Below are 20,595 nucleotides of genomic sequence, written 5' to 3'. Positions count from 1 at the left end.
AAAGTGTCCGACGCCCCCATTGCGGTCATATGACGTCTTTGTGACGTGCGGATGACGCCTGATTTCCGGCAGTTCCATCCGTTTGAATATTTCCTTGCAACGCACTCAAGAACTCTCGGGACGCAGCCGATGCAGATGCATTCGACTACGGGAATACGCTCCGGGAGAGCGGCCATGTTCAACAGCAAACTGAAGAAAGAAATCCAGCAACTGCGCGAAGAACTGATGTCCATCGAGCAGGTCAAGAACAGCCTCGACAGCGAGATGCTGGTGCTCCAGCTCGACCCGCAGGGGCGCATCGAGTCGGTCAATGGCAACTTCGAGGCCGAAATGGGCTACCGCGCCGAGCAGCTCATCGGGCGCAACATCGAGGAGATCGTCCCGGCCCATGTGAAGAAGCTCGATTTCTATCAGCGCATGAAGCACGCCATCACCCGGGGCGAGCACCTCAACGGCGCCTTCCGCCTGCTGCGTGGCAACGGCGAAGAGGCCTGGCTGCGCTCGATCCTGCAACCGGTCAAGGACAGCGACGGGCGCATCAAATACTTCTCCCTGCATTCCAGCGACCTGACCCGCACCATCGAGACGTCTCGCGAGCATGAGAGCCTGATCAAGGCCCTGATGCGCTCCACCGCGGTGATCGAGTTCAACCTCGAAGGCCAGGTGCTGACCGCCAACGACCGCTTCCTGCAGACCATGGGCTACACCCTCGAACAGATCCGCGGCAAGTCGCACCGCATGTTCTGCGAGCCGGAAGAAGCCAATTCAGCGGGCTACCAGGAGTTCTGGAACAGGCTGCGCCGCGGCGAATTCGTTGCCGAGCGCTTCAAGCGCATCGATGCCCATGGCCGCGTGGTGTGGCTGGAGGCCTCGTACAACCCGATCATCGACGCCCACGACGTGCTCTACAAAGTGGTCAAGTTCGCCACCGTGATCACCGACCAGGTCAACCAGGAACTGGCCGTGGCCCAGGCCGCCGACATCGCCTACACCACCTCGCTGGAAACCGACGACAGCGCGCGCAAGGCCACCGACGTGGTGACCCAGACCGTCGAGGTGATGCGTGGGCTGGAAGGCTCGATGCAGGACGCCGCCGAGGGTATCCAGGCGCTGGACAAGCAGTCGAAGGTGATCGGCGCGATCATCAAGACCATCAGCGACATCGCCGGGCAGACCAACCTGCTGGCGCTCAACGCCGCCATCGAAGCCGCCCGCGCCGGCGAACAGGGCCGTGGTTTCGCCGTGGTCGCCGACGAAGTGCGCCAACTGGCCTCGCGCACCAGCAGCGCCACCGAGGAAATCGCCAAGGTGGTGCAGCAGAACGAACAGCTGGCCCAGGCCGCGGTGGACATCATCGACACCAGCAAGCGCCAGGCCGAGCAGGGCCTGGCCTTGGCCGCCGATACCGGCGGGGTGATCGTCGAGATCCAGGAAGGAGCGAAGAAGGTGGTGGATGCGGTGGGGCAGTTTTCCAGCCAGTTGAACCACTGACCGAACTCAAGCCATCGCGGGGCAAGCGCGCTCCTACAGATCTAGTGGGAGCGGGCTTGCCCCGCGATGGCGTTCATTCAGCCGCGTTCACGCACCCAGAACAACGTTGCCCCGGCCACCGCCGCCGGCATCATCAGCACGTTGACCCCCGGAATCATCAGCGCCAGGTAGGTGATCGCGCCAAAGCCCATCGATTGCCAGCGCTTGGCGCGCAGCCAGGCGAGCATGTCCTGCCAGCTCATCTTGTTGTTGTCCGCCGGGTAGTCGATGTACTGGATGGCCATCATCCAGATACCGAACACCAGCCACAGCGGCGCGGCGATCACGTTCACCACCGGGATGAACGACAGGATGAACAGGCCGATGGCCCGTGGCAGGAAGTAGCCAAGCTTGCGCATCTCGCGGCTGAGGGTGCGTGGCACCATGGCCACCAGCTCGCCCCAGCTAAAGGGTGGGAAGTTGTCCTGGCCGCGCACCACCACTTCGACCTTTTCCGCCAGGAAGCCGTTGAACGGCGCGGCGATAATGTTGGCCAGCAGGGTGAAGGTGAAGAACACCATCAACAGCACCAGGGCGACGAACAGCGGCCACAGGATGTAGGTGAGAAAACCCAGCCAGTCGGGCAGGGTGGGCATCAGCGCATCGACCCACAGGCTGAACTGGTGGCCGGCAAAGTAGATCAGGCCGCCGAACAGCAGCAGGTTGACCGCCAGGGGCAACAGCACGAACAGGCGCAGGCTGGGGCTCAGGACCAGTTTCAGGCCTTCGCGCAGGTACTGCGGGCCGGACAGGACGGGGGCTTGCATCGGAATGCTCCGCTTGAGGAAAACGCGCTGACCTTACCGAGTTTGGCGCGCCGACGAAAGGCACCGCGCCTTCGGGAAACGGCGTGTAACAAAGCGCTGGCATAATGCCTGTCGGTTTCCTCGGCGGATAGAGACTGTCTATAAGGTGGATTGTCGAAGGATATTTCCTTAATCTCTGCGGCCTCGCTACAGTGCGCTCAACTTTTTTGGTTTTGGACCAACGCGTTGTAGCCTTCCCCAAGTGCTGCGTGGGTCCCTTTTAATTCCAGCTGGCGCAACCGGCGCACCGACGCCGGCCCCGTGCGGCCCGCTCGACAGGAGTTCGACATGTCCGAAGTACGTCATTCGCGCGTCATCATTCTCGGTTCCGGCCCTGCCGGTTACAGCGCCGCGGTGTATGCCGCCCGCGCCAACCTCAAGCCGCTGCTGATCACCGGCATGCAGGCGGGCGGCCAGCTGACCACCACCACCGAAGTCGACAACTGGCCGGGCGACCCCCACGGCCTGACCGGCCCGGCCCTGATGCAGCGCATGCAGGAACACGCCGAGCGCTTCGAGACCGAGATCGTCTTCGACCACATCAACGCCGTCGACCTGGCCAACAAGCCGTTCACCCTGCGCGGTGACAGCGGCACCTACACCTGCGATGCGCTGATCATTGCCACTGGCGCCAGCGCCCGCTACCTGGGCCTGCCGTCGGAAGAAACCTTCATGGGCAAGGGCGTGTCGGCCTGCGCCACCTGCGACGGTTTCTTCTACCGCAACAAGCCGGTGGCGGTCGTCGGCGGCGGCAACACCGCCGTGGAAGAGGCGCTGTACCTGGCCAACATCGCCAGCAAGGTGACCCTGGTACACCGTCGCGACACCTTCCGCGCCGAGAAGATCCTGATCGACAAGCTGCACGCCCGTGTCGCCGAAGGCAAGATCGAACTCAAGCTCGACGCCACCCTGGACGAAGTGCTGGGTGACAACATGGGCGTGACCGGTGCGCGCCTGAAGAACAACGACGGCAGCTTCGACGAAATCAAGGTCGACGGTGTGTTCATCGCCATCGGCCACACCCCGAACACCTCGCTGTTCGAAGGCCAGCTGACCCTCAAGGACGGCTATCTGGTGGTCCACGGCGGCCGTGAAGGCAACGCCACCGCCACCAACGTCGAGGGCGTGTTCGCCGCCGGCGACGTGGCCGACCACGTCTACCGCCAGGCCATCACTTCCGCCGGTGCCGGCTGCATGGCGGCCCTGGACGTCGAGCGTTACTTGGACGGCCTGGCCAACGCCGCGCACTGATCCAGCCTTTGCGGGCCAGCCCGCTCCTGCACACAACGTGGGAGCGGGCTGGCCCGGCGATAAAAAAACCGGCCATCTGGCCGGTTTTTTTGTACCTGCGATTCAGCTCACAGACTGAGCCGCATCGACAGGTCCACCGCCTTCACATCCTTGGTCATCGCACCGATCGAGATGTAGTCCACACCGGTGTCGGCGATCACTCGCAGGGTGGTTTCGTTGACCCCGCCGCTGGCCTCAAGCTTGGCCTTGCCCGCGGTGATGCGTACCGCTTCGCGCATTTCATCCAGGCTCAGTTCGTCAAGCATGACGATATCGGCGCCCGCCACCAGCGCCTGGCGCAGCTCGTCCAGGCTTTCCACCTCGATCTCCACCGGCTTGCCCGGGGCGATGCGGTGCGCCGCCGCTACTGCCTCGGCCACGCCGCCACTGGCGGCGATGTGGTTTTCCTTGATCAGGAAGGCGTCATACAGGCCGATGCGGTGGTTGTGGCAGCCGCCGCAGGTAACCGCGTACTTCTGCGCCAGGCGCAGGCCCGGCAGGGTCTTTCGGGTATCGAGCAGGCGCACCTGGGTGCCCTCGACCAGGTCGGCCAGGAAGCGTGCGCGGGTTGCCACGCCCGAGAGCAGTTGCAGGAAATTCAATGCCGAGCGTTCACCACTGAGCAGCGAGCGCGCCGGGCCTTCGAGGTGGAACAGGGCCTGGTTGGCGGTGGCGCGCTCGCCATCGGCAACCTGCCAGTGCACCGCTACCCGCGGATCGAGTTGGCGGAAAACCGCATCGACCCATGCGGTGCCGGCGATCACGCAGTCCTCGCGGGTAATGATGGTCGCCTTGGCCAGGCGCTCGGCTGGGATCAGCTGGGCGGTGATGTCGCCGCTGCCGATGTCCTCGAGCAGCGCGCGGCGCACGTTGGCTTCGATTTCGGCGGTCAGGTCGGCGAGGCGTAGGTTCGGCATGGTCGGCTCCACAAGCTAGGTGCCGGCGATTATAGGGCAGGGGGGCGGCGTGTACAGCTGCCGTGCCGATGACCTTTGGTCAGGCGGTTTGAGCAATTGTGCAAATGCATTGTCCGTTGAGGCGTGCGAAAGGCGTGCTAGCAGCTGTCAGAATTTTCACCGATAATAGCGCCTTGTAATTGGCGTCATAGCTTTGACGACCACCCTTCCAATCGAACAACGCAACATCCACCAAGGAGTCCGGGATGCATGATGAAGGCAAGGTGGTGCCCTTGGCGGCTGCCATCGACCGGGGCGCGCGTGCGCCCTCGCCATGCCTTCCGGTCTTGCTCCTGCAAGTGCGCGACAAGGCTGCGCTGCAATTGCGCCAAGGCTTGCAGGCGCTGTTCGACAATGCCGACGACACCCTCTTCGAAATGGCCGATAAGGCCAGTGGCCGCCTCGACCAGAACCTCTACTTCGAGGCCATGCGTGATCTGCGCCTCAAGCGCAAGAGTATCGAGCGCGGGTTCCTCGACACCTTCTACGACGCCTTCGCGCGTATCGGCCAGGGCGGTGGGCTCGAGGCCCTGGTCAGGTCACAGACCCAGGACAGGTCGGCGCTGAAGCGAACCGTGGCCGTGCAGGCCATGGTCGATCGGGTGCTGTCGCGTGACGGGTTTCTGCTCGATCAACTGAACCTGCGCTTCACCACGTTGCTGGAAGTGCCGCTGGAAACCGCGCACAACCCACTCGGCCCAGGCAACCTCTGCGGTTACTTCCTGGATGCCGGGCGCAACCTGGGCGTCGGCGCCAGCGTCAAGATGGTGCTGGTCAAATTATTCGAGCGCTACGTGCTGCGCGACCTCGACCTGCTCTACGGCGAGGCCAGCCAGTTGCTCGCCAGTGCCGGCGTGCTGCCGGACCTGCTGCCCGCGCCACGGCGTCGTGCCGAGGACCGGCGCGGCATTGCCAGGCGCGTGCCGGCCAGCGCCATGCCGGGCGGCCTGCCCGACTCCGCTGGCCAGGCGTTCTTCGCCTCGGTGCAGGCGCTGCTGGCACCGGTGCGCGGGCGGGTCACGCCGCGTTTGCAGGCGGCCGGCGCGGCCCAGCCGACCAGTACCGGCGACCTGCTGCGCCTGCTCACCCACTTGCAGCACTATGTGCCGGCCCCTGGCGAGCCGGATGACTTCAACCTTGGCCAGCAGCTGGAGCAACTGCTGTTGCGGGTCAGCGTGCGCAGCGGCACGCGGCGGCGCATTGCCACCGACGACGAAGACACGATCAATCTGGTCGACCTGCTGTTCGCCTTCATCCAGGGTGACCACAACCTGCCGGCCAGCCTGCGCGCGTTGATCGTGCGCCTGCATATCCCTGTGCTCAAGGTGGCGCTGATCGACAAGGGCATGTTCAGCCGTGGCAGCCACCCGGCGCGCCGCCTGCTCAACGAAATCGCCGCCGCGGCCATTGGCTGGGAGACCGAGGCCGAGGGGCTGCGCGACAGCTTGCACCTGCGCGTCGAACGTATCGTGCAGCGCCTGCTCAATGACTTTTCCGACGATTGCGCCCTGTTCGACGAGCTGCTCGATGAGTTTCTCGCGTTCAGCCAGGATGAACGTCGGCGCAACGAACTGCTCGAGCAGCGCACCCGTGACGCCGAGGAGGGCCGCGCCCGTACGCTGCTGGCCCGCCAGCGTGTGCAGCAGGAGCTGAACGACCGCCTGCATGGCCGGGTGCTGCCGCAGGTGGTGGTGCAGATGCTGGTGCAATCCTGGAGCCAGGTGCTGCTGCTGGCCTGGCTGAAGCAGGGTGAGGCTTCGCCAGCCTGGGCCGAGGCCCTGGCGACAGTGGACGACCTGCTGGTCAGCATTGCCCCGTACCGTGAGCCACAACGCCTCTTGGAGCAGGTGCCGGGCCTGCTCAAGGCGCTGCGCGATGGTCTGGCGGGGGTGGCGCTGGACTCCGCCGCCACCCGTGATTTCTTCCTGCAACTAGAGAAGCTGCATCAGCGTGCCTGTGGCGGCACGCCGGAGGCGGATGCCGCGCTGGACGAAGTGTGGGTGGAGGACGATATCGTGCTGGTCGTCAGTGATGAGTCCGAGTTGGACGCTGGCCTGCCGCTCGACGAGCATGACCCTGCCGTTCATCAGGTACAGCGGTTGCAGGTCGGCACCTGGGTCGAGGTGATGGACGACGACGAGGCGCTGCGCTGCAAGCTGGTGGCGCGTGTCGACAGCAACGACCGGCTGGTCTTCAGCAACCGCACCGGCATGAAGGTGCGCGAATGGAACCGCATGGGCCTGGCCATGGCCCTGCGTCGTGGCGAGGTACGCCTGTTGGACAATGGCCTGCTGTTCGAGCGGGCACTGGAGGCGGTGCTGGAGCAGTTGGGTGGGCTGCAGGCGCAGCAAAGCTGAAGCTTCCTACACAATCATTTACATGCAAGCACTGGCCGCCCACGGCATACTGACCATCTGTCTCGGGCGTCATTTCAGGATCTGCACCATGCAATTGGACCGCGCGACCGGCTGGTTCACCGGCGTCAGCCACTGCCCCTCGCCGAACTTCAACGCCCGCCCCGAAGGTGAGGCCATTGCGCTGCTGGTCATCCACAACATCAGCCTGCCTCCGGCCTGCTTCGGCACCGGCAAGGTGCAACAGTTCTTCCAGAACCGCCTGGACCCGGACGAGCACCCGTATTTCGCGACCATCAACCACCTGACCGTCTCGGCGCACCTGTTCGTCGAGCGCGATGGCGCGGTGACCCAGTTCGTCTCGTTGCTCGACCGTGCCTGGCATGCCGGCGTGTCGCGCTTCGGCGAGCGCGAGGGCTGCAACGATTTTTCCATCGGCATCGAGCTGGAAGGCACCGACGAGCTGCCCTACACCGATGCCCAGTATGCCACCCTGGAGCGGCTGACCCGCGAGATCCGCGCGGCTTGGCCGGTGATCGACGCCCAGCGCATCTGTGGCCACAACGATATCGCTCCGCAGCGCAAGACCGACCCGGGCCCGGCCTTCGACTGGCCGCGCTACCGCGCCGCGCTGCAACGCAACGAGGACAAGGCATGAGTTTTCTGGTGTTGGTGCTGGCGCTGTGGGTCGAGAAGTTCTCGGCCCTGCGCCAGCGGTTGCAGCGCGACGGTTTCTACCTCGGCGAGCTGGTGCGCCTGGAGCGCAGCGGCAAGGTCCACCCGTGGTGGACGCTGAGCATCCTGATCCTGGCGCCGGTGGCGCTGCTCGTGCTGCTTTTGCATGTGCTGGAGCCGGTGGCCTACGGCTTGCTGGCGCTGCCGGTGCATTTGCTGGTGTTGGTCTACAGCCTGGGGCGCGGCGATGTGAAGGCGGCGCTGGGGCCGTTTCGCGACGCCTGGCGCCGGGGTGACGAACAGGCGGCGCTGCATGTGGCCGAGCGCGACCTGGGGCTGGCCGCCGACGACGCCCAGAGCTTGATCAAGCGGGTTCAGGGCCACCTGCTGTGGCAGGCCTACCAGAGCTTCTTCGCGGTGATCTTCTGGTACTTCCTGCTCGGCCCGGCGGCGGCGCTGGCCTACCGCCTGCTGGCGCTGACCATGGACAACAGCCGCCAGCCGGCCTTGCAGAGCCTGGCCGGGCAACTGCGCCACGCCATGGACTGGCTGCCGGTACGAGTGATGACGGTGAGTTTCGCCCTGGTCGGCAACTTCGTCGCGGTGACCCGCGTGATGCTGCACGAACTGCTCGACTGGCACATCAGCGCCGGACACCTGGTGGCCAAGGTTGGTCGGGTGGCCGACGACATCCCTGAGGAGGAGGACCGCCAGCGCGGCCTGGAGCGGCTGGACAGCCTGTGGGATCTGCTGCTGCGCTGCGCGGTGCTGTGGTATGCCTGCTTTGCCCTGTGGACCGTGCTGGTCTGAAAGACTTCTAGCACCTCCCTGTGGGAGCGGCTTCAGCCGCGATCACCCGCGAAGCGGGTGCCAGGCTCCGCGGTGTCTGCATCGCGGCTAAAGCCGCTCCTACCGAACCGCGCTTAACCATAAGTTACAAACCTTAATTCCAATCTGCGCTATACAAAGCCACTGGCCCTAGATGGCCTAGTGCTACCCCGCAGAACAACAAGAATTCAAGGAGGTGACCTGTGAAGCGTCTGCTCTATCCGGCCATCGCACTGATGAACCGGCTGAGCTTCGGCATGAAGTTCAGCCTGATCAGCGTCCTGTTCTTCCTGCCCATGCTGGTCACCAGTTTTTATCTGGTACGCGACGCCTACAACCAGCTCCAGGCCACCCGTGGTGAATTGCAGGGGCTGGCGCCGTTGTCCGAGAGCCTGACGTTGCGCGGCGACCTGGAGACCCTCGGCAACCTGCTGCAGATCAACGCCGTGCTGGGCCAGTCGGGCCAGGCCGGCGATGTGGAAAGCCGTATCGCGGCGCTGCAGGACAAGGTTCAGGCCCGGCTCGATGGCCTCAAGGGTAGCGACCCTGCGTTCGAGGCCAAGCGTGCAGAGCTGGCCGACGCCTTCGCCAGTGCCCGTGACGAAAGTTCGCTGCAGAACAAGGCGGCGCTGTTCGACAAGTTGCTGGCCCAGGCCCAGGTGCTGGGCAAGCTGGTGGCCAGCCAGTCGGGCCTCAGCCAGGACAGCCAGGCCTCGGTGCGTCAGTTGAGCGAGTTGCTCGGCAATGCCACGGCCCAGGTGACCCAGGCCATCGGTGAGGGGCGGGCAATGGGCGCGGTGGCCCTGGGCCGCGGCTTCATGGACTCCTCGGGCAGCGCGCGTTTCGAAGACCTGCTGCAGCGCCTGGAGCGCTTGTCCGCCGATTACGCCATTCGCCTGGATGACGCCCTGGCAACCGATGCCGGGCTCAAGCTTGCGCTCGCCAGCAGCGCCCAGGCCAGCCAGGCCACCGTCAAGCAGGCGGCGACCCTGTTCGAGGACCAGGTGGTAGTGGCCGAGAGCCTGGACGCGCCGTGGGCCGGTTTCTACCAGCAGACCAGCGACCTGATGGCGCAAACCTACCGCTTGAACGATGCCGTGCTGGCCCATCTGCACGGGCAACTGGAAGAGCGCCTCGGCCAGCACCGCCTGCGCACGGTCGCGCTGGTGGCGGCCTTGGCCAGCGTCTTCGCATTGATCATCTACCTCTACAGCGGCTTCTACGTATCCACCCGGGAAACCCTCGGCAACCTGGGCACCGCCATGGACAAGGTGGCCGCAGGCGACATGACTATCAGCTTCCAGGCCAGCAGCCGAGACGAGCTGGGCGAGTTGGGGCGTGGTTTCAACGAGACCGTGCGGCGCATTCGCGGGCTGATCGAGCAGGTCGGCAAGACCGTGACCACGGTCGAGGAACAGGCCGGCCAGGTGCTGTCGGTGTCGAGCCGCAGCAACCAGGCGGTCAGTGGCCAGCGCGAGCAGATCGAGCAGGTGGCCACGGCCATGAACCAGATGAGCGCCACCGCGCTGGAGGTCGCCCGCAGCGCGGCCCTGGCCGCCGAAGGCGCGCAGCGGGTCAACCATGAGAGTGCCTCGGGCCGCGACCTGGTGGCGAGCCAGCAGGGCAGCATCGCCCGCCTGGCTGGCGAGATTGACCAGAGCGTGGCGGCGGTGAACCAACTGGCGGGGGACAGCCAGGCCATCGGCCGAGTGCTGGAAGTGATCCGTAGCATCGCCGAGCAGACCAACCTGCTGGCCCTCAACGCCGCCATCGAAGCGGCCCGAGCCGGCGAGCAGGGCAGGGGGTTTGCCGTGGTTGCCGATGAGGTACGCACCCTGGCCAGGCGCACCCAGGACTCCACCGAAGAGATTGCGCAGATGATCCAGCGCCTGCGCGAAGGCGTGGGCGCGGCGGTGCGGGTGATGGGCAGCAGCCACCAGATGGCCGCCGGCACCGTGGACGAAGCGCGCCAGGTGCAGCAGGCGCTGGGCAATATCCTTGGCGCGGTCGGTGGGATCGTCGAGCAGAACCAGCAGATCGCCGCCGCCGTCGAACAGCAGACCGCCGTGGCCCACGACATCGACCAGAACATCGTGGCGATCAACCGTGCGGCGCAGGACACTACCGAAGGCGCTTGTCAGACCGAAGATGCTAGCCGCGCATTGTCGGCGCAGGTGGTGGAGCTCAAGCGGCTGATCGGGGCGTTTCGGGTCTAGTGACTAGGCTCTGTACGGAATGTATCTGCACTCGCACATACTGCGTTGAAACGGGGCTCGGAATGCTCATGTACTCCAGTACAGTCGGGCGCGACCCCGGCCGTTCCTCCCCCCGTTTCGCCTTGTCTGGCCTTCGCGCAGACACATTTCGTACAGACCCTAGTGTTGCGGGGCTGAATGGACGAGGCGATTCGAATGGTTGGAGCAGCGGTTTCAGGAGTTGGTTTGCCTGGCTTCGTAATGGCGGGTCTGGTAAGGCAGCAGGGCTTGCGCTTTCAAACCGAGCCCTTCATCAAGCCCCCAGGATGCTGCCAGTTCATCACGGCGCTTGCGTACAGCGGTCGGTGACTGGGCAATTGGCATGGCGTGGGGAAACAGCTCAAGTGCGTGGCGGGTATCCATGACACGGTGGACCGAAGCACAGGAGAAGCGCGTCAATTTCTCCAACAAGTAACCCACTCGACGGACCTGAAGTTCATCGGGATGACACCTCAGAAACGCTCGCGCAGCGCTGACCAGGTCGACATCCGAATACCAGACAGCCTGCGCTACGTGGACAAGGGTTGAGTCATCCGCTTCATTCAAGGGAGATCTGGCCAGCTTGTCCAGCGCGGATGTGAAGAGGTTGCCGTCAAGACGCTTCGCCATCTTCGGGCTCCAGGAAGTCTTGCAAGAGATTGGTCAGTACGGTGGTCGGTGGTTCCTTGGACCCAACATACACATCGATTGCCTCCAGTGCCAGCCTCCGTAAGTCAGTGGTCAGGATGAGACCCGAACGGAGCAATGCGTGAATGTCACTCAAGTCTTGTTCGCTTGCCCTGGCCAGCTTCGATATGGCGATGTCGACAGGCGCTGCGATACGAATATGCAAGGGGGAGGTTTCCGGGAACTCTGCCAATGGCAGGCTGCGCTCCAGATAGTCTTCGTGGATCGGCCCGAAAGTTGTGGTGTAATGCAGGTCGTAGTGCAACTCCAGCATGCGTCCGGATTGGGCATCGAAGAAGGCTTGAGGGACTTCGGCGAGTAGAGCTTGCAAGTCGAACGGCTCGGCGAGGCTGTTCTCGTAACATTCGGCATCGACATCCACGGAAACGCGATGATGAGTATAGAGGTGGACAGCACACCCTCCGAATATGATGATTTTCAATGCGCCTGGCCCTGCTTGCTCTTGCACCATTTCCGCTTCCACTGACTTGAACATGGAAATCAGGGCTTGTCCCAGATCGCTCTGGGTGTTCAGGTGTGGAGGAGTTGCATTCAGACGGTCCATTGCCAACCTCGATATCCTTGTGACCAGCTCGTAGGCGTACTTGAGCAAGATTCACCCAAGCGCGTTCGGGGCATCAATCTAGTTGGACGGTCGAGGTGTCGGAAACAGAAAAGTAGCTTCTGGGTGTTGCCAAAGTGCAGGCTGGAACAGCGGTGATTTACCAGCCGAACAGTGCGCAGGCATTGTGGGTGCTGGTCTTCGCCAGTTGCTCGACATCGACACCTATTACTTCAGCCAGTGCCTGTGCAATTTCTGGTAAATATTCCGGGCTGTTGCGCTGCCCCGGGAACATCGCCGGCGCCATGTCCGGCGCGTCGGTCTCCAGCACCACGCTGTCCAGGGGCAACCGCGGCAGGGTCTTGCGCAGGCGCAATGCCTGGGGCCAGGTGCCGGCGCCGCCCAATCCCAGCTTGAAGCCGAGCTTGATGTACTCCCGCGCCTCTTCGTAGCTGCCGGCAAAGGCATGGATGATCCCCGCCCGCACCGGCTTGTAGCGCTTGAGCGTGGCGATCACCTGGGCGTGGCTGCGGCGCACATGCAGCAGTGACGGCAGCTCGAAGTCGCAGGCCAGTTGCAGTTGGGCCTCGAACAACGCCTGCTGGCGCGTCTGGTCCAGTTCGGGCAGGTAGAAGTCCAGGCCGAACTCACCCACCGCGCACAGCCGCGGGTTGCCGCGCAGGCGTTCGAGCCAGTCGCGCAACTGCGCCAGGTGCTCAGGAAGGTGCTGCTCGAGGTAGATCGGGTGCAGCCCCAGCGCCGCGTACACGCCTTCGTTGGCGCAGGCCAGGTCCCAGACTCGCTGGAAGTTGTCCTGGTACACCCCCAGCACCACCATGCGCTCCACCCCGCGCGCCGCCGCGTTGGCCAGAAGGCGCGGGCGGTCGGCGTCGAAATCGGCGAAGTCGAGGTGGGTGTGGGTGTCGATCAGGCGCATGCTCAGGCCTTGGCGATCCGCTGCTTGAAGGTGCGGCCAATGGCGTGCACGCCGGGCTCGTAGCGCTTGTCCTCGATGGCGGCCAGGGCCAGCTCCAGCGCGGTGGCGGCAATCAGGCCGTGCTGCTGGGCCATGGCGTTTACCGGCAGCGGCAGGAAGTCGAGCAACTGGTTGTCGCCGAAGGTGCCCAACTGCAGCTGGCGTGAGTCCTCGGGGCGCGCCTGAAGCGTGTCGAACACGCCTTGCAGCAGCACGTAGGACGTGGTCACCAATGCATCCGGCAGGCCACCCAGTTCATCGATCAGCTGTTGCATCAGGCGTTGGCCGCACTCGCGGCTGAAGGCTTCGCCCTGGCAGCGGCGCACTTCGCCGGCGAAACCTTGCAGGGCTTCGTCGAAACCACCGGCACGGGCCTGGCTCACCGACAGCTCGGGGCGGGCGCCGATCAGGGCGATGCTGCGCGGGCGGGTTTTCAACAGGCTCTGGGCCAGCTGGCGGCTGGCGTCGCGGTCATCGCTGATCACCGAGCAGAAGTGCGCCGGGTCCAGGCGCCGGTCGATGGCGATCACCGGCAGGCCCTTGGCCTGCAGTTCGCGGTAGCTCTCGTCTTCCGGCGGCAGGCAACTGGCGACGAACAGCGCGTCGCAGCGCCGGGCACGGAACAGCTGCTGCAACTGGCGTTCGCTGTCGGGCTGGTCGTCACTGCTGGCGATCAGCAGTTGGTAGCCACGGGCACGGGCGCCTTGCTCCAGTTGCTTGGCAATGCGGGCGTAGCTGGGGTTCTCCAGATCCGGGAGAATGAAGCCCAGGGTGCGGGTGTGGCGGCTGCGCAGGCCGGCGGCCTGGGGGTTCGGGGTGAAGCCGTGGGCCTCGACCACCGCACGCACGCGCTCGACGGTGCTGCTGCTGATGCGCTGCTGTTCGGCCTTGCCATTGATGACGTAGCTGGCGGTGGTCACGGACACACCGGCCAGACGGGCGATATCGCTGAGTTTCACCGAATTTTCCTTGTTGTTTCCGGGACTGCCTGCGGGGCTTGACCGGCTAGTTTCACCCATCGACGGGCCCGCGCGCAGACGACCATTGTCGCAATTGTCCGACAGGATGGGGCTTTTTCGTTGGCAGATTATCGAGTAACGTGGCCGCTTGGTCAGATTAAACGTTTCAGCAAAGCGAATTTTCCTGCCTGAAAATCAGTCTTCGCCGGTTGTGCTGATCGTTTCGGCGGCTTTTGCCGTCGAATTCCACAACAATACCTCGGTAGCCGACGGGGCTGCCGCAAAAGGAGAGGGTCATGCTCGAGCTTGCCGTTGAGCAGATTGCCATGGGCCAGCGTGCCGCCGACAAGGGCGAGGCACTGGCGCTGCTGGCCGATCGACTGGTTGCCGATGGTCTGGTCGCCGAGGGTTACCTGGCGGGGCTGCAGGCCCGGGAGACGCAAGGCTCGACCTTCCTCGGCCAGGGCATCGCCATCCCCCACGGCACGCCGCAGACCCGCGAGCTGGTGTTCGCCACGGGCGTACGCCTGCTGCAGTTTCCCGACGGCGTGGACTGGGGCGACGGCCAGATCGTCTACCTGGCCATCGGCATCGCCGCCCGCTCCGATGAACATTTGCGCCTGCTGCAACTGCTGACCCGCGCCCTCGGTGAAACCGACCTGGCCGAGGCGCTGCGTCGCTCCGGCAGCGCCGAGGCACTGCTCAAGTTACTGCAAGGGGCGCCACGCGAGCTGGCGCTGGATGCCCAGCTGGTCGGCCTCAACCTGGCGGCGGAAGACTTCGACGAACTGGCCTGGCGCGGCGCTCGTCTGTTGCAACGCGCCGGTTGTGCCGACAGCGGCTTTGCCGCCGTGCTGCAGCAGACCGAGCCGCTGCCGCTGGGCGAGGGCCTGTGGTGGCTGCACAGCGAACGTGAGGTGCGCCAACCGGGGCTGGCCTTCGTCACCCCGCAGCAACCGTTGCGCTACCGCGATCAACCGCTCAATGGCCTGTTCTGCCTGGCCAGCCTCGGAGCGGCGCATCAAGCCCTGCTCGAGCGCCTGTGCGAGGTATTGATCGAGGGCCGTGGGCAGATGCTCTACCAGGCCACCAGCAGCCGCGCCGTGCTCGAAGTGCTCGGCGGCGAGGCGCCCGCCGACTGGCCCAGCGCCCGGATAGTATTGGCCAACGCCCATGGCCTGCATGCTCGCCCTGCAAAGGTACTGGCGCAGCTGGCCAAGGGTTTCGAGGGCGAGATCCGCATACGGCTGCACGACAGCGGCCAGCCCGCCGTCTCGGTGAAGAGCCTGAGCAAGCTGCTGAGCCTCGGCATCCGTCGTGGCCAAGTTCTAGAATTGATCGCTGAACCTGGCATCGCCGCCGATGCCTTGCCGGCGTTGCTGGCGGCTATCGAGCAGGGCCTCGGCGAGGAGGTCGAGCCCTTGCCGCAAACGGCAGCAGTGGAGCAGCCGCAGGTCGAAACCCTCCAGGCCCCGCCGCCCGGCAGCACCCTGCAGGGTGTCGCGGCCGCGCCGGGTATCGCCAGTGGCCCGGCCCATGTCTGCGTCGAGCGCGATATCGACTACCCGCTGCGCGGCGAGTCGCCCGCCCAGGAGCGGGCCAGGCTGCGCCAGGCCATCGACACAGTGCACGCCGATCTTCAGGCCCTGGTGCAACGCAGCGACAAGGCCATCGGCGAAATTTTCGTCACCCATCAGGAAATGCTCGCCGACCCGGCCCTGACCGACGACGTCGAGCTGCGCCTGGCCCAGGGCGAAAGCGCCGCAGCTGCATGGATGGCGGTGATCGAAGCCGCTGCCCGTCAGCAGGAGGCCCTGCACGATGCGCTGCTGGCCGAGCGGGCCGCCGATCTGCGCGATATCGGTCGTCGGGTGCTGGCGCAACTGTGCGGCGTCAAGGACAGCGCCGAGCCAGAGCAGCCCTATGTGCTGGTGATGGCCGAGGTCGGCCCTTCGGACGTGGCGCGCCTGGACCCGGCACGGGTCGCCGGTATCGTCACCGCCCAGGGCGGCGCCACCGCACACAGCGCCATCGTCGCTCGCGCCCTGGGCATCCCGGCGGTGGTCGGGGCCGGGGCGGCCGTGTTGTTGCTGGATAGCGGCACGCCGCTGCTGCTCGATGGTCAGCGCGGGCGGGTCGTGGTTGCGCCAGCCGAGGCCGAGTTGCAACGAGCCCTGGCAGAGCGTGATGCCCGCGAGCGTCGGCTGCAGATCGCCTGGGCCAACCGCCATGAGCCCGCGCGGACGCGCGACGGCCATGCCGTCGAAGTGTTCGCCAACATCGGCCAGAGCAACGGCATCGACAAGGTGGTGGAGCAAGGTGCCGAAGGCATCGGCCTGTTGCGCACCGAGCTGATCTTCATGGCCCACCCGCAACTGCCCGATGTGGCGGCCCAGGAAGCCGAGTACCGTCGGGTGCTCGATGGCCTGGACGGACGGCCACTGGTGGTGCGCACGCTCGACGTCGGGGGCGACAAGCCCTTGCCGTACTGGCCGATCGCGGCTGAGGAAAACCCCTTCCTCGGCGTGCGCGGCGTGCGCCTGACCCTGCAACGCCCGCAGGTGATGGAGGACCAGCTGCGCGCATTGCTGCGTGCCGCGGACAACCGCCCGCTGCGCATCATGTTCCCCATGGTCGGCCAGCTCCATGAATGGCGCGCCGCCAAGGCCATGGTCGAGCGCCTGCGCCAGGAGGTTCCGGTGGGCGACTTGCAGGTAGGTATCATGGTCGAAGTGCCGTCGGCCGCCTTGCTGGCGCCACAGCTGGCCCGTGAAGTGGACTTTTTCAGTATCGGTACCAACGACCTCACCCAGTACACCCTGGCCATCGACCGCGGTCACCCGAGCCTGTCGGCACAGGCCGACGGCCTGCACCCGGCAGTGCTCAACCTGATCGACATGACCGTGCGCGCCGCCCATGCCCAGGGCAAGTGGGTGGGCGTGTGCGGCGAGCTGGCGGCCGACCCGCAGGCGGTCGCCGTGCTGCTGGGCCTGGAGGTGGACGAACTGAGTGTCGCCGCCCGCAGCATTCCTGAAGTCAAGGCACTGGTGCGCCAGACCGACCTTTCGACGGCCCGCGCCCTGGCGCGCGAGGCCCTGCAACAAGACAGCGCCGAGGCAGTTCGGGCGCTGGTGGAGCGTTTTTGATGGCCAAGATCCTCACCCTCACCCTCAACCCGGCGCTGGATATCACCATCATCCTCGACCGCCTGCGACCCGGCGCGGTCAACCGCAGCCAGGCCCAGCACAGCCATGCCGCCGGCAAGGGGCTGAACGTCGCCCAGGTGCTGGCCGACCTGGGTCACAGCGTCACTGTCGGCGGTTTCCTGGGGCAGGATAACCTGGCGCCGTTCGAGGCGCTGATTGCCTGGCGCGGGTTCGCCGATTGCTTCGTGCGCGTCCCGGGCGAGACCCGCAGCAACATCAAGCTGGTCGAGGCCGATGGCCAGGTCACCGATATCAACGGGCCAGGGCCGCAGGTCGACGAGGCCGCCCGCGACGCCTTGCTGCAACGTCTGGCACTCGTGGCCCCGGGGCATGACGCCGTGGTGGTGGCCGGGAGCCTGCCACGGGGGATCAGCCCCGAGTGGTTGCGCGAGCTGCTGCTGATGCTCAAGTCCCAGGGCCTGAAGGTGGCCCTGGACAGCAGCGGCGAAGCCTTGCGCGCAGGCCTGCAGGCCGCGCCCTGGCTGGTCAAGCCCAACACCGAGGAGCTGGGTGAAGTCCTCGGGCTGCCGGTGCAGGCTGCGGACGAGCAACGCGCGGCCGCACGGCGGCTGCTCGCCACTGGCGTCGAGCATGTGGTGGTGTCCCAGGGCGAGCAGGGCGTGAACTGGTTCGCCGCTGGCCTGGCGCTGCATGCGCAACCGTCGAAAGTGCGCATCGCCAGTACCGTCGGCGCCGGTGATTCGCTGGTTGCCGGCATGGTCCATGGCCTGCTCCTGGCCGAAGCGCCCGCCGCTACCTTGCGCCGCGCCACCGCCATCGCCGCCCAGGCAGTCACCCAGGTCGGCTTCGGCGTTCACGACCGTGAGCAACTGGAGCGTCTGGAAGCCGCCGTGCGCCTTACAGAACAACAAGAAGAGGGCTGCTGATGAACATTGCCATTGTCACCGCCTGCCCCAACGGTCAGGTGTCCAGCGTGCTCAGCGCCCGCCTGTTGGCCGCCGCGGCCCAGCGTCGGGGCTGGAAAACCTGCGTCGAGGTGCATGACGCCGAACATCCGGAGCTGCGCCTGACGCCAACGCAGATCGCCGAGGCCGACTGGGTGCTGGTGGTCAGCACCGGGCCGCTGGACCTGGCGCGCTTTGCGGGCAAGCGCCTGTACCAGAGCACGCCGGCCCAGGCCCTGGCCGACCGTGAAGGCTTCCTCGACGAGGCCGCTGCGGGCGCCCAGGTGCAGGTAGCGCAAACCCCGGTGCATGGTGCGCCGAAGATTGTCGCTGTGACTGCCTGCCCGACCGGCGTGGCCCACACCTTCATGGCCGCCGAAGCCCTGCAACAAGCGGCGCAGGCCATGGGCTACCAGCTCACCGTGGAAACCCAGGGTTCGGTCGGCGCGCGCAATCCGCTGCCGGCCGAGGCCATTGCCGCAGCCGATGTGGTGTTGCTGGCCGCCGATATCGAAGTACCGGCTGCGCGCTTCGCCGGCAAGCGCATCTACCGCTGCGGCACCGGCATCGCCCTCAAGCAGGCCCGCGCCACGCTGGACAAGGCCCTGGCCGAGGGCAAGGTGGAGGCGGCGGGAACGACCGGCGCAGTGCCGCCGGCCGAGAAGACCGGCGTCTACAAGCACCTGCTGACCGGGGTGTCGTTCATGCTGCCGATGGTGGTGGCCGGCGGTTTGCTGATCGCCTTGTCGTTCATGTTCGGCATCGAGGCCTACAAGGAGCCCGGCACGCTGCCCGCCGCCTTGATGCAGATCGGCGGCGAAGCGGCGTTCAAGCTGATGGTGCCGCTGCTTGCCGGCTATATCGCCTGGTCCATTGCCGACCGCCCGGGCCTGGCGCCCGGGATGATCGGCGGCCTGTTGGCGAGCACGCTGGGGGCGGGGTTCATCGGCGGCATCGTCGCCGGCTTCCTGGCCGGCTACAGCGCCAAGGCCATTGCCCGCTGGGTGCGCCTGCCCAGCAGCCTCGACGCGCTCAAGCCGATCCTCATCATCCCGCTGCTGGCCAGCCTGTTCACTGGCCTGGTGATGATCTACGTGGTCGGCCAGCCCGTGGCGGCCATGCTCGAGGGACTGACCCATTTCCTCGACAGCATGGGCACCACCAACGCCATCCTGCTCGGGCTGCTGCTCGGCGGCATGATGTGCGTCGACCTTGGCGGGCCGATCAACAAGGCCGCCTATGCCTTCTCGGTGGGGCTGCTGGCCTCGTCGAGCTACGCGCCGATGGCCGCGACCATGGCCGCCGGCATGGTGCCGCCGATCGGCCTGGGCATCGCCACCCTCCTGGCCCGGCGCAAGTTCGCCCAGAGTGAGCGCGAGGCCGGCAAGGCGGCGCTGGCGCTGGGCCTGTGCTTCATCTCCGAGGGCGCGATCCCGTTCGCCGCCAAGGACCCGCTGCGGGTGATTCCGGCGAGCATCGCCGGGGGCGCGCTGACCGGGGCCTTGTCGATGTATTTTGGCTGCAAGCTGATGGCGCCCCATGGCGGGTTGTTCGTGCTGCTGATCCCCAACGCGATCAACCATGCGCTGTTGTACCTGCTGGCCATCGTCGCCGGCAGCCTGCTGACGGCGGTGGTGTACGCGCTGATCAAGAAGAGCGAGCAGGTGGAGATGGTCGTGGCGCCAGCCAAGGGCTAGGCCCGCGATTGCTCCATCAAATGCTTCAACCCCTGGTCTTGCCCCGCAACGGTTTCAGCAGATCGCCCAACCCGTTGTGGTAGATCTCGTGCATCAGCGCCAGCAACCCGCCAAGCTCCCCGGGCGGGAAGCCTTTACGGGCAAACCATGCCAGGTAGTCCCCGGGCAGGTCGGCGATGATCCGCCCCTGGTACTTGCCAAAAGGCATGGTGCGGGTGACCAGCAGTTGCAGGGTTTCGGGTTTCATCGGGCGGTGGCCAGTGGCGGTTGAAGCGCGACCTTACTGCAAACTGCACGACGACCCAAGCGGCGATCATGCAGAACGCCCTTGAGCGGCATGTTTGTGAAATCTTCAAGTTACTGATTTTAATGAATTATTTTTATTTCCTGGGTTTGGCACGAAGCCTGCTCCGATCAAGGTGACTATGACCTGCCAAGGAGTTGTTGCCATGAGTAATCCCAACAAAGACACGATCGACGTACTCAACGACCTGATCGAGTACAGCAAGGATGGTGAGAAAGGCTTCAAGACTTCTGCCGAGGATGTGAAGAACCCTGAACTGAAAGCATTCTTCGTGCAGCGTGCCAGCGAGTGCGCCAGTGCCGCCGCAGAGTTGCAGGGCGAAGTGCGGCGCCTGGGCGGCGACCCGGAAACCAGCACCAGCATCAGCGGTGACCTGCACCGTGGCTGGGTCAACCTCAAGTCGATGGTCACCGGCAAGGATGAAGAAGCGGTGCTCAATGAAGTGGAGCGTGGGGAAGACCATGCGCTGAAGGCCTACAAGGAAGCCCGCGAGAAGCTGGTCAAACTGGGGCGTTCGGCCAATGACACTTCGTATGCCTTGGTAGAGAAACAGCTGCAGGGCGTGCAGCGCAATCATGATCAGGTGAAGGCGCTGCGTAACGCAGCCCGCGCTCGGTCCTGATCAG

Annotated in this window: 16 protein-coding genes and 2 pseudogenes; 12 read left to right on the top strand and 6 right to left on the bottom strand. The window is 65.4% G+C overall.

Annotated elements, in window-relative coordinates:
* Nucleotides 1–51: 51 nt before the first annotated feature.
* Nucleotides 52–897 (top strand): annotated as a pseudogene (locus C3F42_RS30260) (PAS domain-containing protein); the annotation flags it as partial.
* Nucleotides 898–1,059: 162 nt separating this feature from the next.
* Nucleotides 1,060–1,491 (top strand): methyl-accepting chemotaxis protein, encoded by a 432-nt coding sequence (locus C3F42_RS30255; RefSeq protein WP_371041508.1) that lies wholly within the window; start codon nucleotides 1,060–1,062, stop codon nucleotides 1,489–1,491.
* Between the two features lie 77 nt (nucleotides 1,492–1,568).
* Here the strand turns inward: C3F42_RS30255 and cysZ are convergent, their stop codons facing one another.
* Nucleotides 1,569–2,297, bottom strand: coding sequence for a sulfate transporter CysZ (cysZ, locus tag C3F42_RS12480; protein ID WP_104444505.1), 729 nt, complete (start codon nucleotides 2,295–2,297; stop codon nucleotides 1,569–1,571).
* A 327-nt stretch (nucleotides 2,298–2,624) separates the two neighbouring features.
* On the opposite strand from cysZ, the gene trxB reads away from it, so the two are divergent.
* Entirely contained in the window at nucleotides 2,625–3,587 is a 963-nt protein-coding gene (gene trxB / locus C3F42_RS12475) for a thioredoxin-disulfide reductase (protein WP_038707377.1), read from the top strand.
* 107 nt (nucleotides 3,588–3,694) lie between these two features.
* On the opposite strand, the gene nadC is transcribed toward trxB, so the two are convergent.
* Nucleotides 3,695–4,543, bottom strand: a complete 849-nt coding sequence (nadC, locus tag C3F42_RS12470) for a carboxylating nicotinate-nucleotide diphosphorylase (protein ID WP_094010265.1) — start codon at nucleotides 4,541–4,543, stop codon at nucleotides 3,695–3,697.
* A 245-nt stretch (nucleotides 4,544–4,788) separates the two neighbouring features.
* On the opposite strand from nadC, the gene C3F42_RS12465 reads away from it, so the two are divergent.
* The 5 genes and pseudogenes from C3F42_RS12465 (at nucleotide 4,789) to C3F42_RS30245 (ending at nucleotide 10,655) form a co-directional block, all read left to right on the top strand.
* Complete coding sequence (locus C3F42_RS12465) at nucleotides 4,789–6,939, top strand: DUF1631 domain-containing protein (RefSeq protein ID WP_038707379.1); 2,151 nt, start codon at nucleotides 4,789–4,791, stop codon at nucleotides 6,937–6,939.
* An 88-nt stretch (nucleotides 6,940–7,027) separates the two neighbouring features.
* Nucleotides 7,028–7,594 (top strand): 1,6-anhydro-N-acetylmuramyl-L-alanine amidase AmpD, encoded by a 567-nt coding sequence (gene ampD / locus C3F42_RS12460; RefSeq protein WP_038707380.1) that lies wholly within the window; start codon nucleotides 7,028–7,030, stop codon nucleotides 7,592–7,594.
* Nucleotides 7,591–8,421 carry a regulatory signaling modulator protein AmpE gene (gene ampE, locus C3F42_RS12455; RefSeq protein WP_094010264.1) on the top strand — a complete coding sequence of 277 codons (831 nt, stop codon included), beginning with the start codon at nucleotides 7,591–7,593 and terminating at the stop codon, nucleotides 8,419–8,421. The genes ampD and ampE overlap by 4 nt, the downstream gene beginning before the upstream one ends.
* A gap of 254 nt (nucleotides 8,422–8,675) precedes the next feature.
* Nucleotides 8,676–9,749: pseudogene (locus C3F42_RS30250) on the top strand (methyl-accepting chemotaxis protein); the annotation flags it as partial.
* Nucleotides 9,726–10,655, top strand: coding sequence for a methyl-accepting chemotaxis protein (locus C3F42_RS30245; RefSeq protein ID WP_371920592.1), 930 nt, complete (start codon nucleotides 9,726–9,728; stop codon nucleotides 10,653–10,655). The pseudogene C3F42_RS30250 and the gene C3F42_RS30245, both read left to right, overlap by 24 nt.
* A 631-nt stretch (nucleotides 10,656–11,286) precedes the next feature.
* On the opposite strand, the gene C3F42_RS12440 is transcribed toward C3F42_RS30245, so the two are convergent.
* The 3 genes from C3F42_RS12440 to cra all read right to left on the bottom strand — a co-directional run bounded on the left by C3F42_RS12440 (nucleotide 11,287) and on the right by cra (nucleotide 13,857).
* Nucleotides 11,287–11,925, bottom strand: a complete 639-nt coding sequence (locus C3F42_RS12440; protein WP_232888038.1) for a DUF6036 family nucleotidyltransferase — start codon at nucleotides 11,923–11,925, stop codon at nucleotides 11,287–11,289.
* A gap of 157 nt (nucleotides 11,926–12,082) precedes the next feature.
* Nucleotides 12,083–12,859, bottom strand: a complete 777-nt coding sequence (locus tag C3F42_RS12435; RefSeq protein ID WP_104444503.1) for a TatD family hydrolase — start codon at nucleotides 12,857–12,859, stop codon at nucleotides 12,083–12,085.
* A gap of 2 nt (nucleotides 12,860–12,861) precedes the next feature.
* Nucleotides 12,862–13,857, bottom strand: a complete 996-nt coding sequence (gene cra, locus C3F42_RS12430) for a catabolite repressor/activator (protein ID WP_104444502.1) — start codon at nucleotides 13,855–13,857, stop codon at nucleotides 12,862–12,864.
* A 296-nt stretch (nucleotides 13,858–14,153) separates the two neighbouring features.
* Here cra and ptsP point away from each other — a divergent pair, with 296 nt between their 5' ends.
* From ptsP to C3F42_RS12415, 3 genes are read left to right on the top strand one after another with little or no spacing between them, the layout of a single operon-like run.
* The gene (ptsP, locus tag C3F42_RS12425; protein ID WP_104444501.1) at nucleotides 14,154–17,003 is read left to right on the top strand and encodes a phosphoenolpyruvate--protein phosphotransferase; all 2,850 of its coding nucleotides are present in this window, start codon (nucleotides 14,154–14,156) and stop codon (nucleotides 17,001–17,003) included.
* Nucleotides 17,003–17,950, top strand: coding sequence for a 1-phosphofructokinase (gene pfkB / locus C3F42_RS12420; protein WP_094010258.1), 948 nt, complete (start codon nucleotides 17,003–17,005; stop codon nucleotides 17,948–17,950). The genes ptsP and pfkB overlap by 1 nt, the downstream gene beginning before the upstream one ends.
* The gene (locus C3F42_RS12415) at nucleotides 17,950–19,665 is read left to right on the top strand and encodes a PTS fructose-like transporter subunit IIB (protein ID WP_104444500.1); all 1,716 of its coding nucleotides are present in this window, start codon (nucleotides 17,950–17,952) and stop codon (nucleotides 19,663–19,665) included. Before pfkB ends, C3F42_RS12415 begins: the two co-directional genes overlap by 1 nt.
* Before the next feature lie 25 nt (nucleotides 19,666–19,690).
* Here C3F42_RS12415 and C3F42_RS12410 read toward each other — a convergent pair whose 3' ends face one another.
* Nucleotides 19,691–19,912 carry a DUF3820 family protein gene (locus C3F42_RS12410; RefSeq protein WP_104444499.1) on the bottom strand — a complete coding sequence of 74 codons (222 nt, stop codon included), beginning with the start codon at nucleotides 19,910–19,912 and terminating at the stop codon, nucleotides 19,691–19,693.
* A gap of 202 nt (nucleotides 19,913–20,114) precedes the next feature.
* On the opposite strand from C3F42_RS12410, the gene C3F42_RS12405 reads away from it, so the two are divergent.
* Complete coding sequence (locus tag C3F42_RS12405) at nucleotides 20,115–20,591, top strand: PA2169 family four-helix-bundle protein (protein ID WP_094010256.1); 477 nt, start codon at nucleotides 20,115–20,117, stop codon at nucleotides 20,589–20,591.
* Nucleotides 20,592–20,595: the final 4 nt, after the last annotated feature.

The sequence above is a fragment of the Pseudomonas sp. PONIH3 genome, from assembly GCF_002934345.1.
Lineage (GTDB): Bacteria > Pseudomonadota > Gammaproteobacteria > Pseudomonadales > Pseudomonadaceae > Aquipseudomonas > Aquipseudomonas soli.
The sequence above is the reverse complement of the archived record's forward strand: the minus strand, read 5'-3'. Positions and strand labels throughout refer to the sequence as shown.